The sequence below is a fragment of the Curtobacterium sp. MCBA15_009 genome (assembly GCF_001864895.1).
Lineage (GTDB): Bacteria > Actinomycetota > Actinomycetes > Actinomycetales > Microbacteriaceae > Curtobacterium.
The window spans coordinates 238,789-260,227 of sequence record NZ_MJGO01000038.1 but is presented as its reverse complement, the minus strand read 5'-3'; the positions used below and the strand labels follow the sequence as shown (position 1 = coordinate 260,227).

At 72.5% G+C, this 21,439-nt stretch carries 22 protein-coding genes and 1 tRNA gene; 8 read left to right on the top strand and 15 right to left on the bottom strand.

Features of this window, described 5'->3' with window-relative positions:
- Positions 1-38 precede the first annotated feature (38 nt).
- The 6 genes from BIU97_RS12975 to melA are packed head-to-tail and all read right to left on the bottom strand — an operon-like array spanning position 39 to position 6,801.
- Entirely contained in the window at positions 39-1,040 is a 1,002-nt protein-coding gene (locus BIU97_RS12975) for an N-acetylglucosamine kinase (RefSeq protein ID WP_217639507.1), read from the bottom strand.
- Positions 1,037-2,185 (bottom strand): SIS domain-containing protein, encoded by a 1,149-nt coding sequence (locus BIU97_RS12970; RefSeq protein WP_071260616.1) that lies wholly within the window; start codon positions 2,183-2,185, stop codon positions 1,037-1,039. Before BIU97_RS12970 ends, BIU97_RS12975 begins: the two co-directional genes overlap by 4 nt.
- Before the next feature lie 39 nt (positions 2,186-2,224).
- Positions 2,225-3,127, bottom strand: coding sequence for a carbohydrate ABC transporter permease (locus BIU97_RS12965; protein WP_083404796.1), 903 nt, complete (start codon positions 3,125-3,127; stop codon positions 2,225-2,227).
- Positions 3,127-4,086 (bottom strand): carbohydrate ABC transporter permease, encoded by a 960-nt coding sequence (locus tag BIU97_RS12960; RefSeq protein WP_071297887.1) that lies wholly within the window; start codon positions 4,084-4,086, stop codon positions 3,127-3,129. Before BIU97_RS12960 ends, BIU97_RS12965 begins: the two co-directional genes overlap by 1 nt.
- 8 nt (positions 4,087-4,094) lie before the next feature.
- Entirely contained in the window at positions 4,095-5,438 is a 1,344-nt protein-coding gene (locus BIU97_RS12955; RefSeq protein WP_083420938.1) for an ABC transporter substrate-binding protein, read from the bottom strand.
- A gap of 46 nt (positions 5,439-5,484) precedes the next feature.
- The gene (gene melA, locus BIU97_RS12950) at positions 5,485-6,801 is read right to left on the bottom strand and encodes an alpha-galactosidase (RefSeq protein WP_071297886.1); all 1,317 of its coding nucleotides are present in this window, start codon (positions 6,799-6,801) and stop codon (positions 5,485-5,487) included.
- A gap of 84 nt (positions 6,802-6,885) precedes the next feature.
- Between melA and BIU97_RS12945 the strand changes: the two genes are divergently transcribed.
- From BIU97_RS12945 to BIU97_RS12930, 4 genes are all read left to right on the top strand, one after another.
- Complete coding sequence (locus tag BIU97_RS12945) at positions 6,886-7,725, top strand: DeoR/GlpR family DNA-binding transcription regulator (RefSeq protein WP_254782991.1); 840 nt, start codon at positions 6,886-6,888, stop codon at positions 7,723-7,725.
- 98 nt (positions 7,726-7,823) lie between these two features.
- Complete coding sequence (locus tag BIU97_RS12940; protein WP_083420953.1) at positions 7,824-9,362, top strand: glycoside hydrolase family 36 protein; 1,539 nt, start codon at positions 7,824-7,826, stop codon at positions 9,360-9,362.
- Between the two features lie 18 nt (positions 9,363-9,380).
- Positions 9,381-9,635, top strand: coding sequence for a hypothetical protein (locus BIU97_RS12935; protein WP_071297885.1), 255 nt, complete (start codon positions 9,381-9,383; stop codon positions 9,633-9,635).
- Positions 9,632-10,030, top strand: coding sequence for a hypothetical protein (locus BIU97_RS12930; protein WP_071297884.1), 399 nt, complete (start codon positions 9,632-9,634; stop codon positions 10,028-10,030). Before BIU97_RS12935 ends, BIU97_RS12930 begins: the two co-directional genes overlap by 4 nt.
- A 3-nt stretch (positions 10,031-10,033) precedes the next feature.
- Here the strand turns inward: BIU97_RS12930 and BIU97_RS12925 are convergent, their stop codons facing one another.
- Together BIU97_RS12925 and BIU97_RS12920 are read right to left on the bottom strand one after the other, a co-directional pair.
- The gene (locus tag BIU97_RS12925; protein ID WP_071297883.1) at positions 10,034-10,597 is read right to left on the bottom strand and encodes a GrpB family protein; all 564 of its coding nucleotides are present in this window, start codon (positions 10,595-10,597) and stop codon (positions 10,034-10,036) included.
- Between the two features lie 10 nt (positions 10,598-10,607).
- Complete coding sequence (locus BIU97_RS12920; protein ID WP_071297882.1) at positions 10,608-11,171, bottom strand: GNAT family N-acetyltransferase; 564 nt, start codon at positions 11,169-11,171, stop codon at positions 10,608-10,610.
- Between the two features lie 263 nt (positions 11,172-11,434).
- Here BIU97_RS12920 and BIU97_RS12915 point away from each other — a divergent pair, with 263 nt between their 5' ends.
- A complete protein-coding gene (locus BIU97_RS12915) occupies positions 11,435-11,758 on the top strand; it encodes a hypothetical protein (RefSeq protein WP_071297881.1) in 324 nt (107 codons plus the stop codon).
- A 33-nt stretch (positions 11,759-11,791) separates the two neighbouring features.
- On the top strand, positions 11,792-12,754 hold the full coding sequence (locus tag BIU97_RS12910; RefSeq protein ID WP_083420937.1) for a helix-turn-helix domain-containing protein: 963 nt from the start codon (positions 11,792-11,794) through the stop codon (positions 12,752-12,754).
- A gap of 63 nt (positions 12,755-12,817) precedes the next feature.
- Here the strand turns inward: BIU97_RS12910 and BIU97_RS12905 are convergent.
- The 3 genes from BIU97_RS12905 to serS all read right to left on the bottom strand — a co-directional run bounded on the left by BIU97_RS12905 (position 12,818) and on the right by serS (position 15,122).
- Positions 12,818-12,905 (bottom strand) — tRNA-Ser (locus BIU97_RS12905).
- Positions 12,906-12,993: 88 nt separating this feature from the next.
- Positions 12,994-13,857: an HAD family hydrolase gene (locus tag BIU97_RS12900; RefSeq protein WP_083404795.1), complete on the bottom strand. Its 864-nt coding sequence runs from the start codon at positions 13,855-13,857 to the stop codon at positions 12,994-12,996.
- Complete coding sequence (gene serS / locus BIU97_RS12895; RefSeq protein ID WP_071260594.1) at positions 13,854-15,122, bottom strand: serine--tRNA ligase; 1,269 nt, start codon at positions 15,120-15,122, stop codon at positions 13,854-13,856. Before serS ends, BIU97_RS12900 begins: the two co-directional genes overlap by 4 nt.
- 117 nt (positions 15,123-15,239) lie before the next feature.
- Here serS and BIU97_RS12890 point away from each other — a divergent pair, with 117 nt between their 5' ends.
- A complete protein-coding gene (locus tag BIU97_RS12890; protein WP_083404794.1) occupies positions 15,240-16,310 on the top strand; it encodes a diacylglycerol/lipid kinase family protein in 1,071 nt (356 codons plus the stop codon).
- Positions 16,311-16,364: 54 nt separating this feature from the next.
- Here the strand turns inward: BIU97_RS12890 and pheA are convergent, their stop codons facing one another.
- From pheA to BIU97_RS12870, 4 genes are all read right to left on the bottom strand, one after another.
- Positions 16,365-17,321, bottom strand: coding sequence for a prephenate dehydratase (gene pheA, locus BIU97_RS12885; protein WP_071297879.1), 957 nt, complete (start codon positions 17,319-17,321; stop codon positions 16,365-16,367).
- A gap of 190 nt (positions 17,322-17,511) precedes the next feature.
- Complete coding sequence (locus BIU97_RS12880; RefSeq protein ID WP_071297878.1) at positions 17,512-18,057, bottom strand: MarR family winged helix-turn-helix transcriptional regulator; 546 nt, start codon at positions 18,055-18,057, stop codon at positions 17,512-17,514.
- A 28-nt stretch (positions 18,058-18,085) separates the two neighbouring features.
- The gene (locus tag BIU97_RS12875; RefSeq protein WP_071297877.1) at positions 18,086-18,529 is read right to left on the bottom strand and encodes a hypothetical protein; all 444 of its coding nucleotides are present in this window, start codon (positions 18,527-18,529) and stop codon (positions 18,086-18,088) included.
- Complete coding sequence (locus BIU97_RS12870; protein ID WP_175472451.1) at positions 18,526-19,941, bottom strand: molybdopterin-dependent oxidoreductase; 1,416 nt, start codon at positions 19,939-19,941, stop codon at positions 18,526-18,528. The genes BIU97_RS12875 and BIU97_RS12870 overlap by 4 nt, the downstream gene beginning before the upstream one ends.
- A 54-nt stretch (positions 19,942-19,995) precedes the next feature.
- On the opposite strand from BIU97_RS12870, the gene BIU97_RS12865 reads away from it, so the two are divergent.
- Positions 19,996-21,435 carry a glycosyltransferase family 87 protein gene (locus tag BIU97_RS12865; RefSeq protein ID WP_083420936.1) on the top strand — a complete coding sequence of 480 codons (1,440 nt, stop codon included), beginning with the start codon at positions 19,996-19,998 and terminating at the stop codon, positions 21,433-21,435.
- The last annotated feature ends 4 nt before the right edge of the window (positions 21,436-21,439 follow it).

Sequence of the window (21,439 nt, the reverse complement as noted above, 5' to 3'; positions counted from 1 at the left end):
GGAGGCCCGTGGCGGCGTCGCCACGGGCCTCCCGTCCGTCAGCCGGTCACGTCGACGACCGCCGCCGGCTCCGCCGTGTCCCAGGTCTCGGGTACGGGCTCGCCGGCGCGACGCACGGCGTAGACGACGGCACCGAGGTCGGGCGGCAGCACCGACTCGACGAGCGTGAACCGCCGACCGGTGTCGGCACCGCGCTCGGCGGCCAGGCGGGCGGCGAAGCGGCTGCGGAAGCCGGCGTCCGAGAAGACGCCGCCCGACGACGACACGGCCGTCGGACGACCGTCGCCGTCGTCCCCGATGCGGTGCGCGACGACGCGGACCTGCTGCACGAGCTCCTCGACGGCGTCGTCGAGGATGCTGGCGGCCACCGGGTCGCCCGCACCGGCAGCGGCTGTCACGACACGGGAGAGCGCCGCGACCTCGGTGCGGCCGGCCTGCCAGTCGTGCATGACCAGGCCGACGAGGTCGAGGTCGGCGGCGATGCCGGTCCGCTCGCGGAGCAGGTCGTACAGCGCCGACCGCGGCAGGCGCCCGTCGGCCATCCGGCTGAAGGCGTTCAGGCCGCGGCGCGCGATCCAGTGCGCCGACCCCTCGTCGCCGATGAGTTCGCTCCACCCACCGACCCGGTGTGTGCGGGAACCTCGCTCGCCGTACGCCATCGAGCCGGTGCCGGCGATGACGTTGATGCCGTCGTGGCCGCCGAGCGACCCCGCCCAGCCGGCGAGCATGTCGTTGCCGACCGTGTACCGGCGGTGGCCGAGGACCGGCTCCGGGATCGCGTCGAGCAGCACGTCGGCACCCGCGGACTCGCCGTGGCCCGGCAGACCGAGGAACGCGTGCGTGACGTCGTCGGCGGAGCGCCCCGCCGCGGCGAGCACGGCCCGCGTCCCGCTTCCGACGACGTCCGCCACCGCGGCGACGCCGACGTCGAGCCACGAGCACGCCGGTCCGCGCCAGCGCGCCAGCACCCGGCCGTCGCCGCCGGCCAGGACGACGGCGGTCTTCGTGCCGCCGCCGTCCAGGCCCAGGAACAGCGTCATGCCCGTCCCCGTGCGGGGTCGACCGCCTCGAGCGGGTGGATGGTGACCCCGCGGACGACGCGGTTCACCGTGCCGTCCGGGAACGGGTTGTCCGGCGTGCAGCCGAGCCGCACCGAGGCGTGCAGCGCGAGCAGCTGCGCGACGGCGACGAAGCCGACCGCGCGCAGTCCGTCGTCGAGCCCCTCGGCCTCGGGGAACACGAGGTCGAGGTCGGTCGCCGTCCCGTGCTCGTCGGCACCGACGACGACGACCTGGTCCGGCCGGTCGGCACGGATCTCGCGGACGATGTCGTCGTCGTACCGGCGCACCCGCGGGTCCGCGGAGCGGAGCACCACGACGACCGTCTCGTCGTCGAGGACCGCCTTCGGTCCGTGCCGGAAGCCGAGCGGGGTGTCGTGGAACGCCGCGATGGTGCCGGCGGTCAGCTCGAGGGTCTTCAGCGCGCACTCCTCGGCGAGTCCGGCGAGCGCGCCGCCGCCGAGGAACACGATGCGTCGGGGCGACCGGTCGAGGATCCGGTCCAGGCCGTCCTCGGCGGCGAGCGCGCGCTCCCCCGTCGCGACGACGCGGTCGAGTTCCGCGGCGTCCGACGGCACGAACGCCAGGAGCGCGGCGAGCAGCATGCTCGAGAAGCTCGACGTCATCGCGAAGCCGGTGTCGTTCGTCTGCGGGGGCATCGTGAGGACGAAGGAGTCCTCGCGGTCCCGGTGGCCGACGGCCAGCGCGCCGGTCGGGTCGCACGTGACGACCAGGTGGTGGGCGCTCGGTGCGATCGCGTCGACGAGCTCCGTGGCGGCGGCGCTCTCCGGGCTGTTGCCCGACCGGGCGAACGAGACGAGCAGGACCGGGACGTCCTCGGCGAGCACGGTGCGCGGGTCGGCGACGATGTCGGTGCTCGACACCGCGTCGAAGCGGCGGTGCAGACGCCCCCGCAGGGACTCGGCGACGATCCGGCCGACGAAGGCCGAGGTGCCGGCGCCGGTCAGGACGACACGGGTGCGCGGGTCGCGCAGTGCCCGCTCGAGGAAGGCGTCGAGCGGGCCGCGCGCCTGGTCGAGGAGCACGGCGAGGTCGCGCCATGCGCGGGGCTGCTGGTGGATCTCGCCGAGGGTGGCGCTGGACGGGGTGGTGACGTCGGTGGTCACGGGGTTCCTTTCCGGGGTGCGACGGGACGGGGGCGGGCGTCAGCCCTTGAGGCCCGCCGACGCCATCGTCGCGACGAACTGCTTCTGGGCGACCAGGAACAGGAGGATGAGCGGGAGCGTGGCGACCACGTTCCCCGCCATGAGCAACGACCAGTCCGTGCGACGGACGCCCTGGAAGTTGGTCAGGCCGAGCTGGAGCGTGAAGGCGTGGTCGTTGTTGATCGCGACGAGCGGCCAGACCAGGTCGTTCCACGACCCGAGCAGCGTGAAGATCGCGAGCGTCGCCAGGGCGGGGCGTGCGAGCGGCAGGACGATCCGGAAGAACACCTGCAGCCGGTTGCAGCCGTCGATCATGCCGGCTTCCTCGAGCTCCGCCGGCAGCGACAGGAAGAACTGGCGCATGAGGAAGATGCCGAACGCGGACGCGAGCCACGGGACGATCGCGGCGCCGAGGTGGTCGACGAGGTGCAGCCGGGCGAACATGACGTACGTCGGGATCATGAGCAGCTGCGACGGGATCATGATCGTCGCGAGGATCGCGAGGAACCCGAACGTGCGACCGGGGAACCGCAGTCGCGCGAAGCCGTAGCCCGCGAGCGAGCAGAGCACCAGGTGCGACGCGATGGCCGACGCCGACACGATGACCGTGTTGAGCAGCCAGTGCAGGATGTCCGACTCGGCGAACAGGCGCGAGTAGCCGCCGAGGGTGAACTGCGTCGGGATGAACGACGGCGGGAACTTGTTGATCTCCGACGCCGGTTCGATCGAGGTGAGGAACATCTCGACGAACGGCAGCAGGAAGAGCACCGACACCGGCAGCAGGAGCAGGTGCCACGGGCTGAACGGCCAGCGGCGTCGACGGCGACCGGTCGTGCTCGGGCGGGCGGCGACGACGGCGTCCCGCCGCAGCGGGGTGTCGAGGACCCGGGTCTCGGTGGACATCAGAGCGAGCTCCTTCCCGCGCGCCGCTGCACGAGCGTGACGACGACGGTGGCGACGAGGGTGACGAAGAACATCCCGTAGGCGATGGCCGAGCCGTACCCGAACTGCAGGTTCTGGAACGCGGTCTTCCACAGGAAGTAGACGATGGTCTGCGTGGCGTCGAGCGGCCCGCCGCGGGTGGTGGCGTAGACGAGGTCGAAGAGCTGGATCGCCTGCAGGGTCTGGTAGATCGCGACGAACGCGGTCACCGGGCCGAGGTGCGGCCAGACCACGCGCCAGAAGGTCTGCCACGCGTTCGCGCCGTCGATCCGGGCGGCCTCGATGACGTCACCGGGGACGTCCTGCAGGGCCGCCAGGTAGATCACCGTGGTGAACGCGGCCTGCCCCCACAGCGACATGATGACGATGACGAGCATCGCCTCGCTGCGGTCCTCCAACCAGCCCTGCTGGGGCAGGTGCAGGACCCGGAGCACGTTGTTCACGATGCCGAACTGCGGGCTGAACAGGTAGGTGGTGAGGATGCCGGTCGCCGCGGCCGACGCGACGAACGGCACGAAGATCGCGGTGCGGTACAGCCCGATGAACCGGATCCGGCGGTTGAGCGCGACGGCGAGCGCGAGCCCGAGCAGCAGCGAGGCCGGCACGAACAGCACCGTGTAGAGCACGGTGTGCAGCACCGCGGCGCGGACGCCGTCGTCGGTGACGAGGTCGGCGTAGTTCTGGCCGCCGATGAACGTCGCCGGGCTGAAGCCGTCCCAGCTCTGGAAGGACAGGAGGAGCGCCCAGGCGCCGGGGAACAGGGTGAGCCCGAGGACGATGACGAGCGCCGGGGCGACGAAGCCCCAGCCCGCCAGGCCCTCGCGGACGGCGCCGGCGGAGCGACGACGACGTCGTCGGCCGGAGCCGGGCCCGTCCGGCTGCCCCGTGTGCTCGGCGGGGCGGAGTGCGAAGGTGGTCATGGGTGCTCCTAGCCTTGGCGGAGTGCCTTGTCGGCGGCGTCGCTCGCCTGCCGGAGTGCGGTCTTCGGGTCGCCGTCGCCCTGCAGCACGTGCGCGACCGCGTTGCCGAACGCCTCGGAGAGGCCGTTGTAGCCGGGCACGGTCGGACGGGTCTGCTTCGCGTTGGCGGAGTTCTCCTGCATGACGTCGAGGCCGGGGAGCGCCTTCGCCTGCTGCAGGAAGGCCTCGCTGGTCGCCTCGCTCGAACGCAGCGGCAGGTTGCCGACGGCGACGTTGAAGCGCTCGTCCTGCTCCTTCGCGGTCAACCACTTCACGAAGTCCGTGGCCCAGTACGCGCGGTTGACGTCCTTGTTGTCGAACAGCGTCCACAGGTCGGGGCCGGACACCGTCTGGTGGTCCCCGTCGGTCCCCGGCAGCTGGACGACCCCGTACGAGGTCCCCGCGGTCTTCAGCGCGGACAGCTCCCACGGGCCCGAGGTGATCATGCCGATGCGGTCGCTCTCGAAGAGCTGCGCGAACTTCGTGTCGGTCTGGTCGAGGTAGACGCTCCGGTCGTCGACCGCCATGTCGCGGAGGAACGAGAGCGCGTCCACGCCGGCGGCCGAGTCGAACGCCGCCTGCTTGCCGTCCTCGCTGAGGATCGCCCCGCCGTTCTGCCAGAGGTGCGGCCACATCTGCCAGGTGGTCTCCTCGCTGCCGGACACCGAGTAGCCGTACCCGAAGGTGTTGCTGTCCTTCTCGGTGAGCTGCTTCGCGGCCTTGCGGAAGTCCTCCCACGTCCAGTCGGCGGTCGGGTACGCGACACCGGCCCGGTCGAAGACGGTCGTGTTGTAGAGCAGCGAGATGTTGTCGACGACCGCGGGGAACCCGATCACCTTGCCGCCCGTGGGCTGGGCGGTGTTCCGTGCGGCCTGGGTGAACTCGTCCCAGGCGACGTCCGGCTCCTCGATGGTGTCGCGGAGGTCGAGCGTGCGGTCCGAGCGTTCGAGCTGGCTCGCCCACGACCCGAACGTGTACGAGATGTCCGGGGAGTCGTTCCCGGCGAAGGACGCCGCGAGCTTCTGCAGCAGTTCGTCCGTCGAGGACGCACCCGGCGACATGTCGATGGTCACGTTCGGGTGGTCGTCCTCGTACTCGTCGACGAGCGCCTGCAGGAGCTTCTCGGCCTGGTCGCTCTGCCCCGACCACATGGTCAGGTGCACGGGGGCCGAGGTGTCGAGCGTCGTCGCACCCTGCGTGGCGCACCCGGCGAGCGCCGAGCCGACCACCGCCAGGACGGCGGCCGCCGCGGTCCAGCGCGCGCGGCGCCGACCGGTGCCGGTCGGGGTGGCGCGGGTTCCTCTTCGTGTCACTGCGGACTCCTTCGTCGTCGCGTGCGTCGGTCGGTCGGCGCCGTCGTCAGATCGCGGCCGGGTCGAGCTGCACCCGGAGGGGCTCCGGCAGCAGGTCGCCGTGGGCGGCCACCAGCTCGTTGCAGAGGTCCCAGATCTGCGCGGGCGTCAGCGTCGACGACGCGTTCGGGTCGACGAGGACGGCCTGGCGGAGCGCGAGCGGGTCGCCGTCGCGCGCGGCCTGGATCGTGAGCTCGTTGACCGAGACGTACGAGCGGTTGAGCGCCGCCGCCGCCGTGGGCAGCGCCCCCATCGGCCGCGGGGCGATGCCCGCGGCGCCGACGGTCGTCGGGACCTCGACGACGCAGCCGGCCGGCAGGTTGTCGATGAGCCCGTGGTTGACGACGTTGGCGTGGATCTCCCGCTCGGTGCCCGTGACCAGGGAGTGGATCACCTGGGGTGCGTACTCGGCGGCGCCCTGCTCGAGCTCGAGCGGTTCGCCGTTCGCCAGGGCGCGCTCCGCTGCCTGGAACTCGGCGAGGTTCTCCTCCGAGATCCCGACGTACTCCAGCGGCTGCAGGCGGAAGCGGTCGATCTGCTCGGCGGAGCGCAGGAACCACGGCAGGTACTCCGACGAGTGCTCGCTCGTCTCGGTGGGGTACGCGCCGATGCGTCGGAAGATCTCGACGCGCACCCGGCGCTGCAGCTCGGGGTCCTGTCGGATCCGCTCGCGCAGGCGCGGGTAGAGGTCCTCACCGTCGTGGGTCCAGTCGAGGAGCCACGCCTGGTGGTTGACGCCGGCGGCCCGGAACCGGGTGTCGTCGACGTGCAGGCCGACGAGCTCGGCGAGGTCGTTCGCCGTCCAGTAGACGCTGTGGCAGAGGCCGAGGGTCGTGATCTCGGGGGCGGCGACGTTTGCCCACCAGACGTTCATCGCCATCGGGTTCGTGTAGTTCAGCAGGACCGCGCCCGGGGCGACGGCCCGCATGTCCTCGAGCAGGCTGGTCAGGAACGGGAAGGTGCGGAGCGCGCGGAACACGCCGCCGACGCCGGTGGTGTCGCCGATGGTCTGCTGCAGTCCGTGCCGCGCCGGGATCTCCAGGTCGAGCCGGGTCGCGTCGACCCCACCGATCTGCACCATGTTGACGACGAAGTCGACGTCGGCGAGTGCGCGGCGGCGGTCGGTCGTCGCGGTCACCTGGATCGATCGGCCGAACCGCTCGCTCACCTGGTGGGCGGTGCCCTCGGCGACGGCGAGCCGCCGTTCGTCCACGTCGTGGAGTCGGAGGTCGAGCGGGGGCAGGTCCTCGAAGCCGAGGAGGTCGGCGAGCAGCTGTCGGGTGAAGACGACACTGCCGGCACCGATGAACGCAACACGGGTCATGCTCAGGAATCATGGAGTGGAATCGCCGTTCGTCCAACATTCCGAGCGAAACGATCAGAATGACTGACCGCTACGATCGCACTCGTGATCGATGACCGCTCCTCGTCGCCGTCGCAGACGTCCCCCGCCTCCGGGTCGGGCAAGCGGTCGCGGCGCATGCTCGCCGTGCTCGAACTGCTGTCCGAGCAGGGCGCCGTCTCGCTGCAGGACCTCGTCACGTCGCTCGGGGTGTCGGCGGCGACGGCCCGCCGCGACCTCGCCGACCTCGAGCAGCAGGGGCTGCTGACCCGCACGCACGGCGGTGCCCGGATCGCGGTCCCGACGGCCGAGATCCCGGTCCGGCTGCGCGAGGGGCGCTCGCAGGCCGTCAAGCAGCGCATCGGGCGGGCGGCGGCAGCGCTGCTGCCCGACGGCCCGTTGGCCGTGGCGATCGGCGGCGGCACCACGGCCGCGACGGTCGCCCGTTCCCTGGTCTTCCGCAACGGTCTGACCATCGTCACGAACTCGCTGACGACCGCCGGCGAGATCGGCGCGCGGCCGAACCTGCGGGTCGTGATGACCGGTGGCACCATCCGGCCGCACTCGTTCGAGCTCGTCGGGGTCCTGGCCGAGAACGCGTTCGGCGCGATGAACGTCGGGGCCGCCTTCGTCGGGATGGACGGGGTCAGCGCCGCCGGCGGTGCCACCACGCACGACGAGATCGAGGCGAGGACGAACGCCGCGATGCTCCGCAACGCGCAGCGCACGATCGTCGTCGCCGACTCGTCGAAGATCGGCCGGACCACGCTCGCGCCCGTCGTCGGCATGCAGGCCGTGCACGACCTGGTCACCGACGACGGCGCCGACCGGGCCGAGCTCGGACGCATCGCGGACCTCGGCGTGCGGGTGCACGTCGTCGCGAGCCAGACACCCGAGCCGCGCTGAGCGCGCGGCGGGGCCGCGCAGGACGATCGCGCAGACCGACTGCGCACCTGCCCGTCGGCGCTGGTCGTGGCGTGGCCGGCGACGGCATACTGCCGACCGTGCACCACGACGACGCCCCGACCCAGCAGCTCCCCCGGACCGGACGGACCGTGCGCCTGCACGCGTCCGGGCCGGACGACCCGACCGCGACACCGGTGACGGGTGGCTGGCTGCTCGAGCCGGGCCCGCTCACCGTCGCGCACGACGGCGAGGCGGTCGAGGTCCACCGGCACGGCTGGACCTCGTGGTCGCCGACCGGGTGGACGCCGATCGAGGACGCACCCCTGCGCATCGCCGGCGACCCGGACCGGACGGTGACCGCCGACGACGCAGCGAACGACACCCCGGACCGGCACGAGGGCAACGGCGCGGTCGCCGTCGCCCTGGCCGACGGCCGGGTGGTGCTGCTCGGTGCCGTCGGGCTCGGGCTCCCCCGCGCCGGGGCCGACGGCACGCACCTGTGGGGCCGCACCGAGGACGTCGGCGGGCAGTGGTTCCTCGGCGTCGGTGACGAGGCGGGCGTGTTCGACGCCTACGCCGCGCAGCTCGCCGCCCACTTCGGCTCGTCGCCCGACGCTGGCTCGGTGTCGACCGTCTGGTGCAGCTGGTACTCGTTCTTCGAGGACATCGACGCCGAGCGGATCGAGCAGTCCGTCGACGCCCTCGGCGACCTGCCGTTCGACGTCGTCCAGGTCGACGACGGCTGGGAGGAGATCGTCGGCGACTGGGTGCCGAACGCGGACTTCCCCGACGGCCTCGCACCGATCGCCGAACGGATCGCGGCACGCGGTTCGCGACCCGGCCTGTGGCTCGCGCCGTTCATCTGCCTGCCCGACTCCCGCACGGCGCTCGAGCACCCGGACTGGCTCGTCCAGCGCGAGGACGGCGAGGGCCCCATCGTCGCCGGCCACAACTGGGACACCCACTACTGGGCGCTCGACACGACGCTGCCGGCCGTCCAGGAGCACCTGACCGAGGTGTTCCGTGCCGTCGTCGGCTGGGGCTTCCGATACCTCAAGCTCGACTTCCTGTCCGCAGCGGCCCTGCGGGGCGTCCGCCACCGCGCGGGCGACCGCGAACAGGTGTACCGCGACGCGATCACGCTCATCCGCCGGGTGGTCGGCGACGACGTGCACCTGCTCGGCTGCGGTGCGCCGATGCTCGCGTCGATCGGCGTGCTCGACGCGATGCGCGCCGGACCCGACACCGCATCGTTCTGGAAGAACGACGCCACCGTCCCCGACCCCAGCCACGAGGGCGGACTCAACGGACTGGTCGGCCCGCTGGAGCGCGTCTGGATGCACCCGCTGTACCGGATCGACCCGGACGTCGTGTCCTTCCGCGCCGGCGCCGGGACCCTCGACGCCGACCAGCGCGCCCTGCTCGCCGACCTCGCCCGCGTCTGCGGCTTCCGGTCCACCTCGGATCCGGTGCAGCAGCTCACGCCGGACGAACGCGCCGACCTCGCGTCGTTCCTCGACCACCAGCCGCGGGTGCGCCGGCTCGACCGGTACCGCTTCGCGGTCGACGACCGCGTCGTCGACTTCCGTCCGGCGGTCGCCGAGGCACGTGTCGGCCGGGAGGCACTTGGTCGCTGACCGCCGTAGGGTGACGGTGTGCAGGCCCTCGGATCACTCGCGCGCTTCGGCCTGGCCGGGTTCGGCCTGCTGGCGATCTGGCTACTGACGACCGCCGACGGTCGCCTCTCACGGGTCCTCATGGGGGTCGGGTGCGCGCTGCTCGCCGTCGCCGCGTACGTCGGGCAGGACCTCGCCGACCGAGCTGCCCGGAACCGGCAGCTCGACGAGGCGGTCGCCCGCAAGGACGAGTGGGAGGCGGAGCACGGCCCGTCGGAGGAGTCCGAGCGGTGACGGCCACCCATCACACCGAGCGACGCACCGGCTGGACCGCCACGGGCTGGGCGGTGCTGTTCTGGCTGACCGCCGGGCTCGGCGCCGTCGCCGGCTTCCTGACGTGGCTGTTCCTGTACCTCGCGTCCGACGTCGACAACCGCAGCACGGCCGACGACTTCTCGAACCCGCACGAGGGGGCGGTGACGCTCGGGCTGCCGGTCGTCGTCGGGGCACACCTGCTCGGTCTGCTCCTGCTCCTGATGGCGGCCCGGGTCGCCCGGCACGACCGTCGCTCCGCGGTCCGGTTCGCGCTCGTCGCCCTGGTCGCGACCTCGCTGGTCGGTCTGGCGGGCCTCCTCGCGCTGACCGGCGGCGACCTGCTGGTGCCGTACCCGCAGCCGTTCCGGCCGTGACCGTCAGCCGCCGGCGCCGCGTCCGGTGATCCGGCGGTTCGTCGCGGCGATCGCCGCGCGGTCCTCGTCGGACAGCCCGGCGGCGCGCAGGACGCGACCGAGCACGTCGCTCTTCATCGCGATGTACTCGTCGATGTCCGACGCCCGTCCGGCCGCACGGCGCTTCACCGCGGCGTACGCGTCGCGCAGCACCGCGTCCGACCGCAGGACGTCGCGGACGGCCAGGTGGTTCCGCAGCGCGAGCGACCCGGCGGTGGCGACGTACGTGTTGCTCGGCGCGAAGCGCTCGGGGGTCCGGAACGCCTGCCGGCCCGGCACCCCGAGCTCGCCGCGGGGCTCGAACCCGATCGTCGCGAGCGCGGCCACGGCGGCGGGCACGTCGGCGGCGTCCACCACGACGTCGACGTCGACGACCGGCTTCGCCGCCAGGCCCGGCACGGCGGTGCTGCCGACGTGCTCGATGCTCCGGAACGGAGCACCGGCCGCGTCGAGTGCGGCGGCGTACGCGTCCCGCAGCGCCGCGAACCGCTCCGGCCACGACGCCCGGTACGCGACCACCTCGATCACGGCGACCCCGTCACGAAGCGATGACCTGGAACATGACGTGGTCCCGCCAGACCCCGTCGATCTTGATGTACTCGGGCGCGAATCCGTACCGGGTGAAGCCCGCCGCGGCCAGGGCCCGCTGCGAGCCGACGTTCTCGGGCAGGGTCTCGGCCTGCACCCGGTGGAGCCGGAGCACGTCGAACGCGTGGTCGACCGCCGCACGGACCGCGCGGGTGGCGTGCCCCTGCCGCGTCCGGTCGGCCCGTACCCAGTACCCGAGTGCGCACGACTGCAGCGCACCCCGGGTGACCCCGCTCAGGGTGATGCGGCCGAGCAGCTCGCCGTCGCCGGACTCGATGACGAACGGCACCGCGGTCCCCGCCCGACTCGCAGCGAGCGCCTGCACGATCACGTCGTGCTGCCCGCGCTCCGTGTAGTACGACGGTGAGCGTGCCGGCTCCCACGGCCGCAGGTGGTCCGCACTCGACGTGATGACCGACGCCAGGACGGCTGCGTCCTCGACGCGGATCGGGCGCAGCCTGGTGCCCGGATCGGAGGGCGCATGACCCGGGCGGTCGCGGTGGTCCAGCGGCATCTCGGTCGCCTCCGTTCGGGCTGGGTCTGGGCTGATCGTCGGCGGACCGGGTCACGCCCCGGCGCGGCCGCCCGCGGACGGGGCCGGACAGCGTTCTACCATGCGCCTCCGTCAACGTCGCAGGTTCGTCACGACCGCGGTCGTGCTGGCGGTGACCGCGTGCGCCCTGACCGGCTGCGCGGGGCTCTTCGACCGCTACCCGAACGCGGCATGTCGGTCATCTCGAAGGTCCCGTCCCCGTGCAGCGTCAGGCGGCTGGACGCGTGCGTCCACGTGCCGGCGAGGTCGGCCGGTCCCTGCGCACCTGGGTCACGCGCGGTGACACGAGCGCCCCGGTCGACCCCGGCACCCCCGCGACGGTCAGCTGCACCGGGACCTGGGACCTGCAGGTCGATGTCCAGGACTTCCACCTGTCGTCGCCGACGCCCGACTGTGGTGGGGGCGGGTTCGCGACCGGCAGGCAGGGCGAGATGACGATAGCCTTCGGCATCGACGGTGGTTCCGGTGACCCGCGGTGCTGGGAACTCGTCCGCGTCGGGTCGGACCTCGAGCCGCACGGTCACGAGGACTGCCGACAGTACAACTGAGGCGGCTCGCCCTCGGTCTAGGATGCCTTCGACATGACCAGCAGCGACGGCTCGAGCGCTCACCCGGACCCCGCCGTCCGTCGTGAAGCCTCAGGCCACGACGTGGACCAGGCGACGGCCTTCTACGAGCACCTCCACAACGCACGCCGCGTGTCGCTCACCGCGTCCGGCAGGCCCTTCGCGTACCGGGTCCGGGCGGTCGGCGACCCCTCGATGACGCTCCGCAGTTCGACGCTCACGGCGGACCGGTGGGGGCGCATCGAGCCCGAGGGCCGCTACCTGCTGACCTGGGCGCAGCACGGCACCGCCGCCATCGACGCCGGGACCGACCACGAACAGGTCCTGCGCCCGGGCACCGCCGCGATGTACCCGACCGGCCGCGCCCTGACCCTCGAGGCCCCCGCGGACACGGTGCCGCACGCCGTCGACTTCGATGCGACCTTCCTCCGGGACCTCGACGCGAGTCGCCGGAACGCCGAACCCCGTCCGCTGCGCTTCAGGCGGCACCCCGCACCCGAACCGCTCGCCGTGCTCCAGCGCCGGCTCGCCGCCGCAGCGCCCGAACTGCTCGACCCGACACTGCTCCCCCTGCGGCGACGCCTGTTGACGCAGAGCATCGGACGGCTCGTCCTCGACGCGTTCGCCGAGACGGACGAGGGGCTGTTCGGGGAGTACCACGGCAACGTGGGTCGCGCCCTGCGGTTCATCGCCGACCGCAACGGCGACCCCATCACCTCGCACGACGTCGCTGCTGCGGCGGGGCTGAGCCTGCGCGGCCTGCAGGAGGCGCTCAACCGTGCAGACCTCGCCGCGCCGACGGTCCTCATCCGGCAGGCACGGCTCCGCGGCATCCGGAGCGAACTGCAGCAGGCGGACCCCACCCGCGTCACCGTCGCCGAGATCGCCCTGCGCTGGGGCTTCCGACACCTCGGCCGGTTCGCCGGGTACTACCTGCAGGAGTTCGGCGAGAACCCGAGCACCACGCTCCGCACCTGACATCCGGAACGGGCGTCGGCAGACCGGACCCGGACGTGCCCGGTGCTCGATGCGCCTCGGTGATGGCGGAGGGTGTGGGATTCGAACCCACGAGACATCTCTGCCCACCTGTTTTCAAGACAGGCTCCATCGGCCGCTCGGACAACCCTCCAGTGACGCGACCACGTGGCGAGACGTGACCGCGTCCCGGGAAGTCTACCCGGGCCTCCCGTCCGGCTGCGCGTCAGTGCCTGCGCGGATCAGCGCGGCAGGGAGTCGAGCGCTGCTGCCAGGCCGTCGTCGGTCACGCCGCCGGTGAGCTCGTTGCCCGCGTCGGCGACGTCGTCGGGCGCCTGGCCCATGACGACGCCGCGACCGGAGGTCGAGGCCCACCGCAGCATGTCGATGTCGTTGCGTCCGTCGCCGGCGGCGAAGACGCGGGACCGCGGGATGTCGAGCCACTCGCGCACGCGCTCCATCGCGGTGGCCTTCGTGACGCCCTCGGGGGCGATGTCGAGCCACGACGTCCAGCCGACCGAGTACGAGACCTTGTGCAGGCCCATCTGCTCGACGACCTGCAGGAAGTCCTCGGTGTCGTGGCCGGGCGAGATGACGACGACGCGCGTGGCCTCCACCCCGAGCAGCCGTTCGAAGGGCACGTGCTCGCCGGCGACCGTCATGGTGTCGTCGGGGAAGTTGCCCGAGAGCAGGAAGTGCCCGGTCTCGTCCTCGACGCCGAACGCGGCGTTCTCGAGCGCGCCGTGGATGGTCCGCAGGACCTCGGAGGGGTCGAAGCGCTCGACGTGGACGCGCTCGTAGGACCCGTCGGGCCGGCGCGCCAGGGTCAGCGCACCGTTCGCGCACACCAGGTACTTCGGTCGGATGCCGAGCGTGTCGAGCAGGGGCACGGTCATGCCCTCGCTGCGCCCGGTGGAGAGCATCACCTCGTGGCCGGCGGCCTCGGCGTCGCGGAGCGCGGCGACCACCGCCTCGGTGACGACGCCGTCCTCGCGCATGGTGGTGCCGTCGACATCGAGCGCGACCAACCAGCGCTTCGTGCGGGCGGGCGCGGCGCCACCCGCGTCCTGCGAGGTGCCGTCGACGAACCGTCCCTGCGTGCTCATCGGGGCTCGATCACCTCGACGCCGCCCAGGTACGGGCGCAGGACCTCCGGCACGACGACGGAACCGTCGGCCTGCTGGTGGGTCTCGAGGATCGCGACGATCCAGCGCGTGGTGGCGAGCGTGCCGTTCAGCGTCGCGACGGGGGCGGTCTTGCCGCTCTCCGTGCGGTAGCGGATGTCGAGGCGGCGGGCCTGGAACGTCGTGCAGTTCGACGTCGAGGTGAGCTCGCGGAAGGTGCCCTGCGTCGGCACCCAGGCCTCGATGTCGTACTTCTTCGCAGCGCTCGTGCCGAGGTCGCCCGCGGCGACGTCGATGACGCGGTAGTGCAGCCCGAGGTCCTGGAGCATCTGCTCCTGGTGGGCGACGAGCTTCTCGTGCTCGGCCTCGGCCTGGTCCGGGTGGACGTAGGCGAACATCTCGAGCTTGTTGAACTGGTGGACGCGCAGGATGCCGCGGTTGTCCTTGCCCGCGGAACCGGCCTCGCGGCGGTAGCAGGTCGACCAGCCGGCGTAGCGGTGCGCGTCCGTCGACTCGTCGAAGGACAGGATCTCGTCGGCGTGGAAGCCGGCGAGGGCGACCTCGCTCGTGCCGGTCAGGTAGAGGTCGTCCGCCTCGAGGCGGTAGACCTCGGCGGCGTGCTCGCCGAGGAAGCCGGTGCCGGCCATCGTCTCGGGGCGCACGAGCGTCGGGGTGATGAGCGGTTCGAAGCCGGCTGCGACCGCACGGTCGAGGCCGAGCGACATGAGCGCGATCTCGAGCCGGGCGCCCATGCCGCGCAGGAAGTAGAAGCGCGAGCCGGAGACCTTCACGCCGCGCGGGATGTCGATGATGCCGAGGTGCTCGCCGAGGTCGGCGTGGTCCTTCGGCTCGAAGTCGAACTCGGGCTTCGTGCCGACGGTGCGCAGCGTGACGAAGTCGTCCTCGCCGCCGGCGGGGACCCCGGGCAGGACGACGTTCGGGATGCCGCGGACGACCGAGTCGAAGGCCGCCTCGGCCTCGGTGACGGTGGCCTGGGCCTGCTTCACCCGACCGGCGAGGGCCTGGGCCTGCTGCACGAGCGCGGCCTTCTCGTCCTTCGGGGCCTTCGCGACGGTCTTGCCGAAGGCGTTCTGCTCGGCACGGAGCGACTCGAACGAGGTGATCGCGCTGCGACGTGCGGAGTCGGCGGCGACGGCCTCGTCCACGACGGTCTCGGAGGCACCACGTGCCTGCTGTGAAGCCTTGATGACGTCCGGGTTGTCGCGGAGCAGCTGTGGGTCGATCACCGCACCATCCTAGACAGGGCTGGCCGCACGCGACCCTTCTCCCCCCGGGGCGGACGGCACGGGACCCTTCTCCGTCCGGGGCGGACGGCACGCAGCGCGGATCGGTAGCGTTGACGTATGTCGACCCCTTCGGAGACCGCGCCCGCGGATCAGGACGCCCTCCCCACCGAGCAGCGGACGGCCGCGGTGGTCTACAACCCGGTCAAGGTCCACCTGCCGACCCTCAAGCGCACGGTCCAGGAACACCAGGAACAGGCCGGTTGGGCCGAGACCCTGTGGTTCGAGACGTCGGAGGAGGACCCGGGCGGCGGCATGGCCCGCGCCGCGGTCGAGGCCGGTGCCGACGTCATCGCCGCGGCGGGTGGCGACGGCACGGTCCGTGCGGTCGCCGAGGTCGTGCACGAGTCCGGCTCGACCCTCGCCCTGCTGCCGAGCGGGACCGGCAACCTGCTCGCGCGCAACATGAAGCTGCCGCTCGACGACCTGACCGCCAGCGTCCGGTCGATCTTCCACGGCGACGACCGCAAGATCGACTTCGGGATGCTCCGGATCGAGCGGCCCGGCGGCGAGCGCGAGCGCTACGGCTTCCTGGTGATGGCGGGCCTGGGCCTCGACGCCCGGATGCTCGTGAACACCCGCCCCGAGCTGAAGAAGAAGGTCGGCTGGCTCGCCTACGTCGACTCGCTGTTCCGCTCGGTGCGCGACGCGGACGCCTTCGAGTTCCGCTACCAGCTGGACGACGACGGCAACCGCTCGCTCCGTGCGCACTCCCTGATCGTCGGCAACTGCGGCATGCTGCAGGCCGGTGCGATCCTGCTGCCGGACGCCGAGATCGACGACGGTGTCTTCGACATCGCGGTGATGCGACCCCGCGGCTTCTTCGGCTGGGTCCGGATCGGCGCCCGGGTGTTCTACGAGAACGGGATCCTGCGGGCGTTCCGCCGCTCGAAGCTCAGCAACACCGTCGTCGGGCAGCGGATCGTGTCGAAGTCGCGCGAGGAACGGCCGCTGCGCTACCTGCGCGGGCAGGAGTTCACCGCCCGGCTCGAGCGGCCCGACGAGTTCGAGATCGACGGCGACCCGGTGGGCGAGGTCATCGCCTTCCGCTCGCGGATCGACCCGATGGGGCTCTCCGTGCGCGTGCCAGACCCGGCGGACGATCGCCACGGCTCGCGTCAAGTGCCCTGACCCGGAGGCGTCGAGCCGCGTCGGGCTCGCCCGGAACGGACTGACCCGGCGGCGTCAGTCCGCGTCGGGCTCGCCCGATACGATCCCGCGCAGCCAGTCCCGCGCTTCGACGAACGCGGCGTCCGAATAGCGGGCCGGCACCTCGGGTCGTGCGCCGTCGGCGCGGGGGTACGACCCGAGGAACGTCACCCGGGGGCTGAAGCGGCGCAGGCCGAGCAGCGCGTCGGCGACGCGTTCGTCACGGACGTGGCCGTCCAGGTCGATGTTGAAGCGGTAGCGACCGAGTTCGTCGCCGATCGGCCGTGACGACAGCAGGCCCATGTTGATCCCCCGCGTCGCGAACTGCTCGAGCATGTCGACAAGGGCGCCGGGGTGGTCGGCGGGCAGCTCCACGATGACGCTCGTCTTGTCGGCGCCGGTCGGCTCCGGCAGCGCGAGGGTCTTCGACACGAGCACGAAGCGGGTGACGGCCGACGCGTTGTCGCCGATCGACGACGCGAGCACGACGACGTCGTGGTGCTCGGTGATGCCGGGCGGGGCGACCGCGGCGTCCGCCGTGGGGTGCGCGTCGAGGAGCGCGGTCGCGGCGGCGACGTTCGACGACGCCGGGATGTGGCCGTGGCCGGGCAGGTTCGCCTCGAGCCAGTGGTGGGTCTGCGCGTAGGCCACCGGGTGGGCGTTGACGGTGCGGACGTCGGCGAGCGCGGTGCCGGGTCGGGCGACGAGGACGAAGTCGACGGGGACCAGGTACTCCCCCGTGATCCGCACGCCGGGGATCCGGGCCAGGGCGTCCTGGGTGGCGCTCACCCCGCCGTCGACGCTGTTCTCGATCGCGATGACCGCGCCGACGGAGCGGCCGGTCACGACGTCGTCGAGGGCCTCGCCGACGTTGTTGACGCTGCGCCAGGGCTTGCCCGCCGCCGCCTCGACGAGCTTGAGGGCCGCCTCGGTGAAGGTGCCGGCCGGTCCGAGGTAGGAGTACGTGTCGGACGGCGCGGCGGGGTCGGTCATGCCGCGAGCCTATTGCAACGGCACCACCCGACCGGCGGCACGGCACCAGTCGACCAGCGACACGGCACCACCCGACCACCGACACGGCAAACACTCGACCAGCGGCACGCCACACCCGGCAGCGCGGCCCGGCCGGCAGCGCAGCGCAGCCGGCGGCACGGCCCGGCCGGCAACGCCGACGGCACGGCGCTCAGTCGCTCGAGGCGCCCGTCAGCCGTTCCTCGCAGATGGCGGTGTCGTCGTCGCCCCGCGGGTAGGTCAGGGCGGCGAACCGTCCCTCGGGGTCGAGCCGTGAGAGCAGCGCGACCGCGATGCCGTCGAGCTGCGCGACCTGTTCGTCGGTCAGCGCGTCGATCACGACGCGGCGGGCGGTCCGGACGTGGTCCGGGGCGGCGCGGACGATGGCGGCGTACCCGTCGTCGGTCAGCCGCACGTCGGTGGCCCGGCGGTCCGAGGTGGACGGGCAGCGTGCGACGAGCCCGCGCTTCTCGAGCCGGGACACCACGTGGGACAGCCGCGGCAGCGAGGCGTTCGTGGCCGAGGCCAGGGCGGACATCCGCAGCGTGCGGGTGTCCGTCTCGGAGAGCATCGCGATGACCATGTAGTCGAAGTGCGTCAGGTCGGCGTCGCGCTGCAGCTGCTGGTCGAGCGTCGCCGGCAGGAGCTCCATGACGGCCACGAGCTTCATCCACGCGCGCAGCTGCTCGCGGGTGAGCCACGGGGTCTCGTCGGTCATGGATGCATCCTACCGAAAGGTTGTCGCTTCAACCAGAGGTTCGTGCGACGGTCCCCCGTCTGGCCCGGACCACGCCGATGACGAGCACCGCCACGACCACGAGGAGCAGCGCTCCCTCGACCAGCAGCAGGCGCGTGCCGTAGTCGAACGGCAGCACCGTGGGGTTCTTCTGCCCGTGCCGCTGCGCCGCGATCTCCGGCAGCACCACGAGCGCGAGCACGCTGCCGGCCACGATCGCCGCCTGCACGACGACGAGCACCCAGGCACGGAGCGACCGACCGGCCCGGCGCAGCAGCAGCCCGGCCACGACGACGAACGGCGACAGGATCGCGTCGTGCAGGATGACCGCCCCGAGCAGCCAGGTCGCCAGGCCACCGATGCGCTGCGGGGAGACGGACGTCACGAGCACGTACCCGCCGAAGGCCATCACGAGCACACCGACGACGACGAGCACGGTCCGCGCGGCCCTCATCGCAGCACCTCGATCTTCTCGATCCACTTGGTCTGCAGCACGCCGGGCCGCCCGGGAGCGATGATCCGCGCCGGGAACCCGTGGTCCAGGTCGAGCGTCGCCCCGTTCAGCTCGAGGGCGACCAGGGTGGTCGGGTCCTCGGCGTACTCGGGTCCCATGTCCATGATCCGGTACCCGCCGTGGCGTTCCAGGCTTGTCACCCGCACGTGCGACCCCGGCTCCGCCTGCACGGCGCGGAGCAGGTCGCGCATCCGCACGCCCTTCCAGCTCGCCATCTGGCTCCACCCCTCCACGCACGAGATCGGCAGGTCGGCCTGCGCGGTGCCGAGCGCGACGAGTTCGGCCCGCACGAACGTCCGGGTCACGTCCCGTCCGACGACGGTGAGCGTCCAGTCGGCGGCCGTCGCGGTCGCGAGCACCCCCGCTGCACGCGCCGTGCGGTTCACCGGCAGGCCGTTCGCACCGAGACCGCGCCCACGGGCGCCGAACACGTTGAACGGCTCGGCGAGCTTCGAGGACTGCCCCGCCGTCAGGGCGACGACGCCCACGGCCGCGGCCGTCACGCCGGTGAAGAACCCGCGACGCGCGATCCGCTCACGTCGGCCCTGTGCGACCTCCGGCACCGGCCGGGAGGCCCGGCTCGCCTCCGCCGTGTCGGCCTCCGCTCCGTCGGTGGTCGGTTCCTCGGACCCCACGCGGGTGTCCGGGACCGCGTGCCGCCCGGTGGGACGGGAGCCGCCGCCGGCGGCTGCGGCGTCGGAGCCGTCGATCCACCGGAACAGCCGTCCGGTCAGGCCGCGTGCGGTGGGGCCGGCCGTCTGCGGGGCCGGAGCCGGCGCGGCGGACTGCACCCGGGCCTCCTGAGCGGGAGGGAGCAGCTCGCTGCCGGACGCGGGGTCCGCGATGAACCGGCCGTGCTCGTCGTAGGAGTCGCGCTTCCGCCAGTACCGGGCGATGACCGGCAGCTTCGCGGCCACGTGGACGACGAGCGACCCGATGATCACGTAGGCCATGGCGTTGTGCACCTGGCGGAACGGGAACGGCCACGGATACCACTGGTAGGTGTTCAGCAGGCCGGTCCCGACCTGCAGGATCGACGCCGACACGAGCACGGCGATCGACACGCGCTCGAGCAGGTGCAGCACCCCGCGCACCGGTGGGACCTGCACCAGCGCGGGCATCACCGTGTTGAGCTTCGCCAGCAGCAGCGGGATGATCGCGATGCCGGTCGTGATGTGCAGACCCTGGGTGAACTGGTAGAGCTGCGTCGGACGGGTCGGGAACCGCATCCAGCCGAGCGGCTCCTGCAGCAGGTGGCTGTAGATGCCGGTGCCGAAGCAGACGAGGAACGCGATGCCGAGCAGGCGGCCGAGCACCACCGCGGAACGCGCGTTCCGGTTCGGCGAGGCCAACGCGGCGCGTGCGTCGAACAGGGCACGGCCGACGACGGATACCCTCGACGGACCATGAGCGACCGACAGCGTGCCGTCCGACCGCCCCTCGCCCGCCGGCCGGCCGACCTCGTCGCCACCGTCGTGACCGTCGTCGCGGTGGTCGCCCTGGCGGGCGCGATCGCCTACGGCATCACGCATCTGGGGTTTCTCCGGGCTGGCCATCGTTCCTCATTCGTAGCGTGGACACTGATCGCTTGGACGGTGTTCGTGGTCGCCGTGCTCGCGCTGCGGTTCGTGCCGGCCCGGTGGACGACCGCCCTGGTCGTCGTGGGAGCCGTGGTGGTCGGCGTCGCAGCACTCGCCGGCCCGCCGAACACGAGCACCGACTCGGCGCGCTACGCCTGGGACGGCATCGTGCAACAGGCCGGTGTCTCACCGTACGCCCACACGCCCCAGTCGACCGCGCTGACCGGCCTGCGACCCGACTGGCTCTTCCCGGACAAGGTCGACGGCACGTGCGAACCGCTGAAGCCGCGCTACCGCGGACTCGGCGACGGCGCCGACGGCCACTGCGTCGCGATCAACCGGCCGGACGTGACGACGATCTACCCGCCGATGGCGCAGCTGTGGTTCGCCGGCGTCCGCGCGTTCGTGCCGGCCACCGCGCAGTACATGCCCTTCCAGGTCGCCGGGCTGCTGCTCTCGCTCGGTGTGACCCTCGGCCTGCTCGCGGTGCTCCGCCGCACCGGCCGACCGACGTGGTGGGCCGCGCTCTGGGCCTGGTCGCCCCTCGTCGCCGCCGAGGCCGTCACGAACTCCCACGTCGACGCCCTCGGCGCGGCGCTCGCGACCGCCGGCGCCGTGCTCGTCGTGTTCGGCCGGCCGATCTGGGGCGGGATCGCCCTGGGCGCGGCGACCGCGACGAAGCTCATCCCCGCGCTCGTCTACCCGCCGCTGCTCGGCCGGTGGCGCCACTGGTGGGCGATCCCGGTCGGCATCGCCGTGTTCGGGTTGCTCTACGTCCCCTACGTCATCTCGACCGGACCCGCCGTGCTCGGCTACCTGCCGGGCTACCTGAGCGAGGAGGGCTACGAGGACGGCTCCCGGTTCGCCCTCGTCTCGCTCGTGTTCCACGGCGACGCCGCCACCGTCGTCGTCGGGTTGCTGGTGCTCGCCGCCGCGTTCGTCGCGTGGCGACTGTCCGACCCGTCCCGGCCGTGGTCCGGCGAGGTCCTGCTCATCGGCGTCACCTTCCTCGCCGTCACGCCCCGGTACCCCTGGTACGCCCTGCTGCTCATCCCCTTCGTCGTGCTGTCCGGCCGGTGGGAGTGGTCGGCGGTGGCCCTGGCGATCGCGCTGCGCGGCGTGTGGCCGTCGACCGACGCCTACCGGTGGTGGCTGCTCGCCGCCGTCGCCGTCGTGCTCGCCGTCACGCTCGTCCGCACGAGCCGGACGGACTGGCAGCGCTGGTGGGCGCGGTTGACGTTCCGGTCGCCTGAGCACGTACGCTGACGCT

What these genes read in the sequence shown, in the direction of transcription:
- BIU97_RS12975 (WP_217639507.1), bottom strand. Translation starts at nt 1,040, where the DNA reads ATGACGCTGTTCCTGGGCCTGGACGGCGGCGGCACGAAGACCGCCGTC.
- BIU97_RS12965 (WP_083404796.1), bottom strand. Translation starts at nt 3,127, where the DNA reads ATGTCCACCGAGACCCGGGTCCTCGACACCCCGCTGCGGCGGGACGCC.
- BIU97_RS12960 (WP_071297887.1), bottom strand. Translation starts at nt 4,086, where the DNA reads ATGACCACCTTCGCACTCCGCCCCGCCGAGCACACGGGGCAGCCGGAC.
- melA (WP_071297886.1), bottom strand. Translation starts at nt 6,801, where the DNA reads ATGACCCGTGTTGCGTTCATCGGTGCCGGCAGTGTCGTCTTCACCCGA.
- BIU97_RS12920 (WP_071297882.1), bottom strand. Translation starts at nt 11,171, where the DNA reads ATGCCGCTGGACCACCGCGACCGCCCGGGTCATGCGCCCTCCGATCCG.
- BIU97_RS12910 (WP_083420937.1), top strand. Translation starts at nt 11,792, where the DNA reads ATGACCAGCAGCGACGGCTCGAGCGCTCACCCGGACCCCGCCGTCCGT.
- BIU97_RS12900 (WP_083404795.1), bottom strand. Translation starts at nt 13,857, where the DNA reads ATGAGCACGCAGGGACGGTTCGTCGACGGCACCTCGCAGGACGCGGGT.
- BIU97_RS12890 (WP_083404794.1), top strand. Translation starts at nt 15,240, where the DNA reads ATGTCGACCCCTTCGGAGACCGCGCCCGCGGATCAGGACGCCCTCCCC.
- pheA (WP_071297879.1), bottom strand. Translation starts at nt 17,321, where the DNA reads ATGACCGACCCCGCCGCGCCGTCCGACACGTACTCCTACCTCGGACCG.
- BIU97_RS12880 (WP_071297878.1), bottom strand. Translation starts at nt 18,057, where the DNA reads ATGACCGACGAGACCCCGTGGCTCACCCGCGAGCAGCTGCGCGCGTGG.
- BIU97_RS12875 (WP_071297877.1), bottom strand. Translation starts at nt 18,529, where the DNA reads ATGAGGGCCGCGCGGACCGTGCTCGTCGTCGTCGGTGTGCTCGTGATG.
- BIU97_RS12865 (WP_083420936.1), top strand. Translation starts at nt 19,996, where the DNA reads ATGAGCGACCGACAGCGTGCCGTCCGACCGCCCCTCGCCCGCCGGCCG.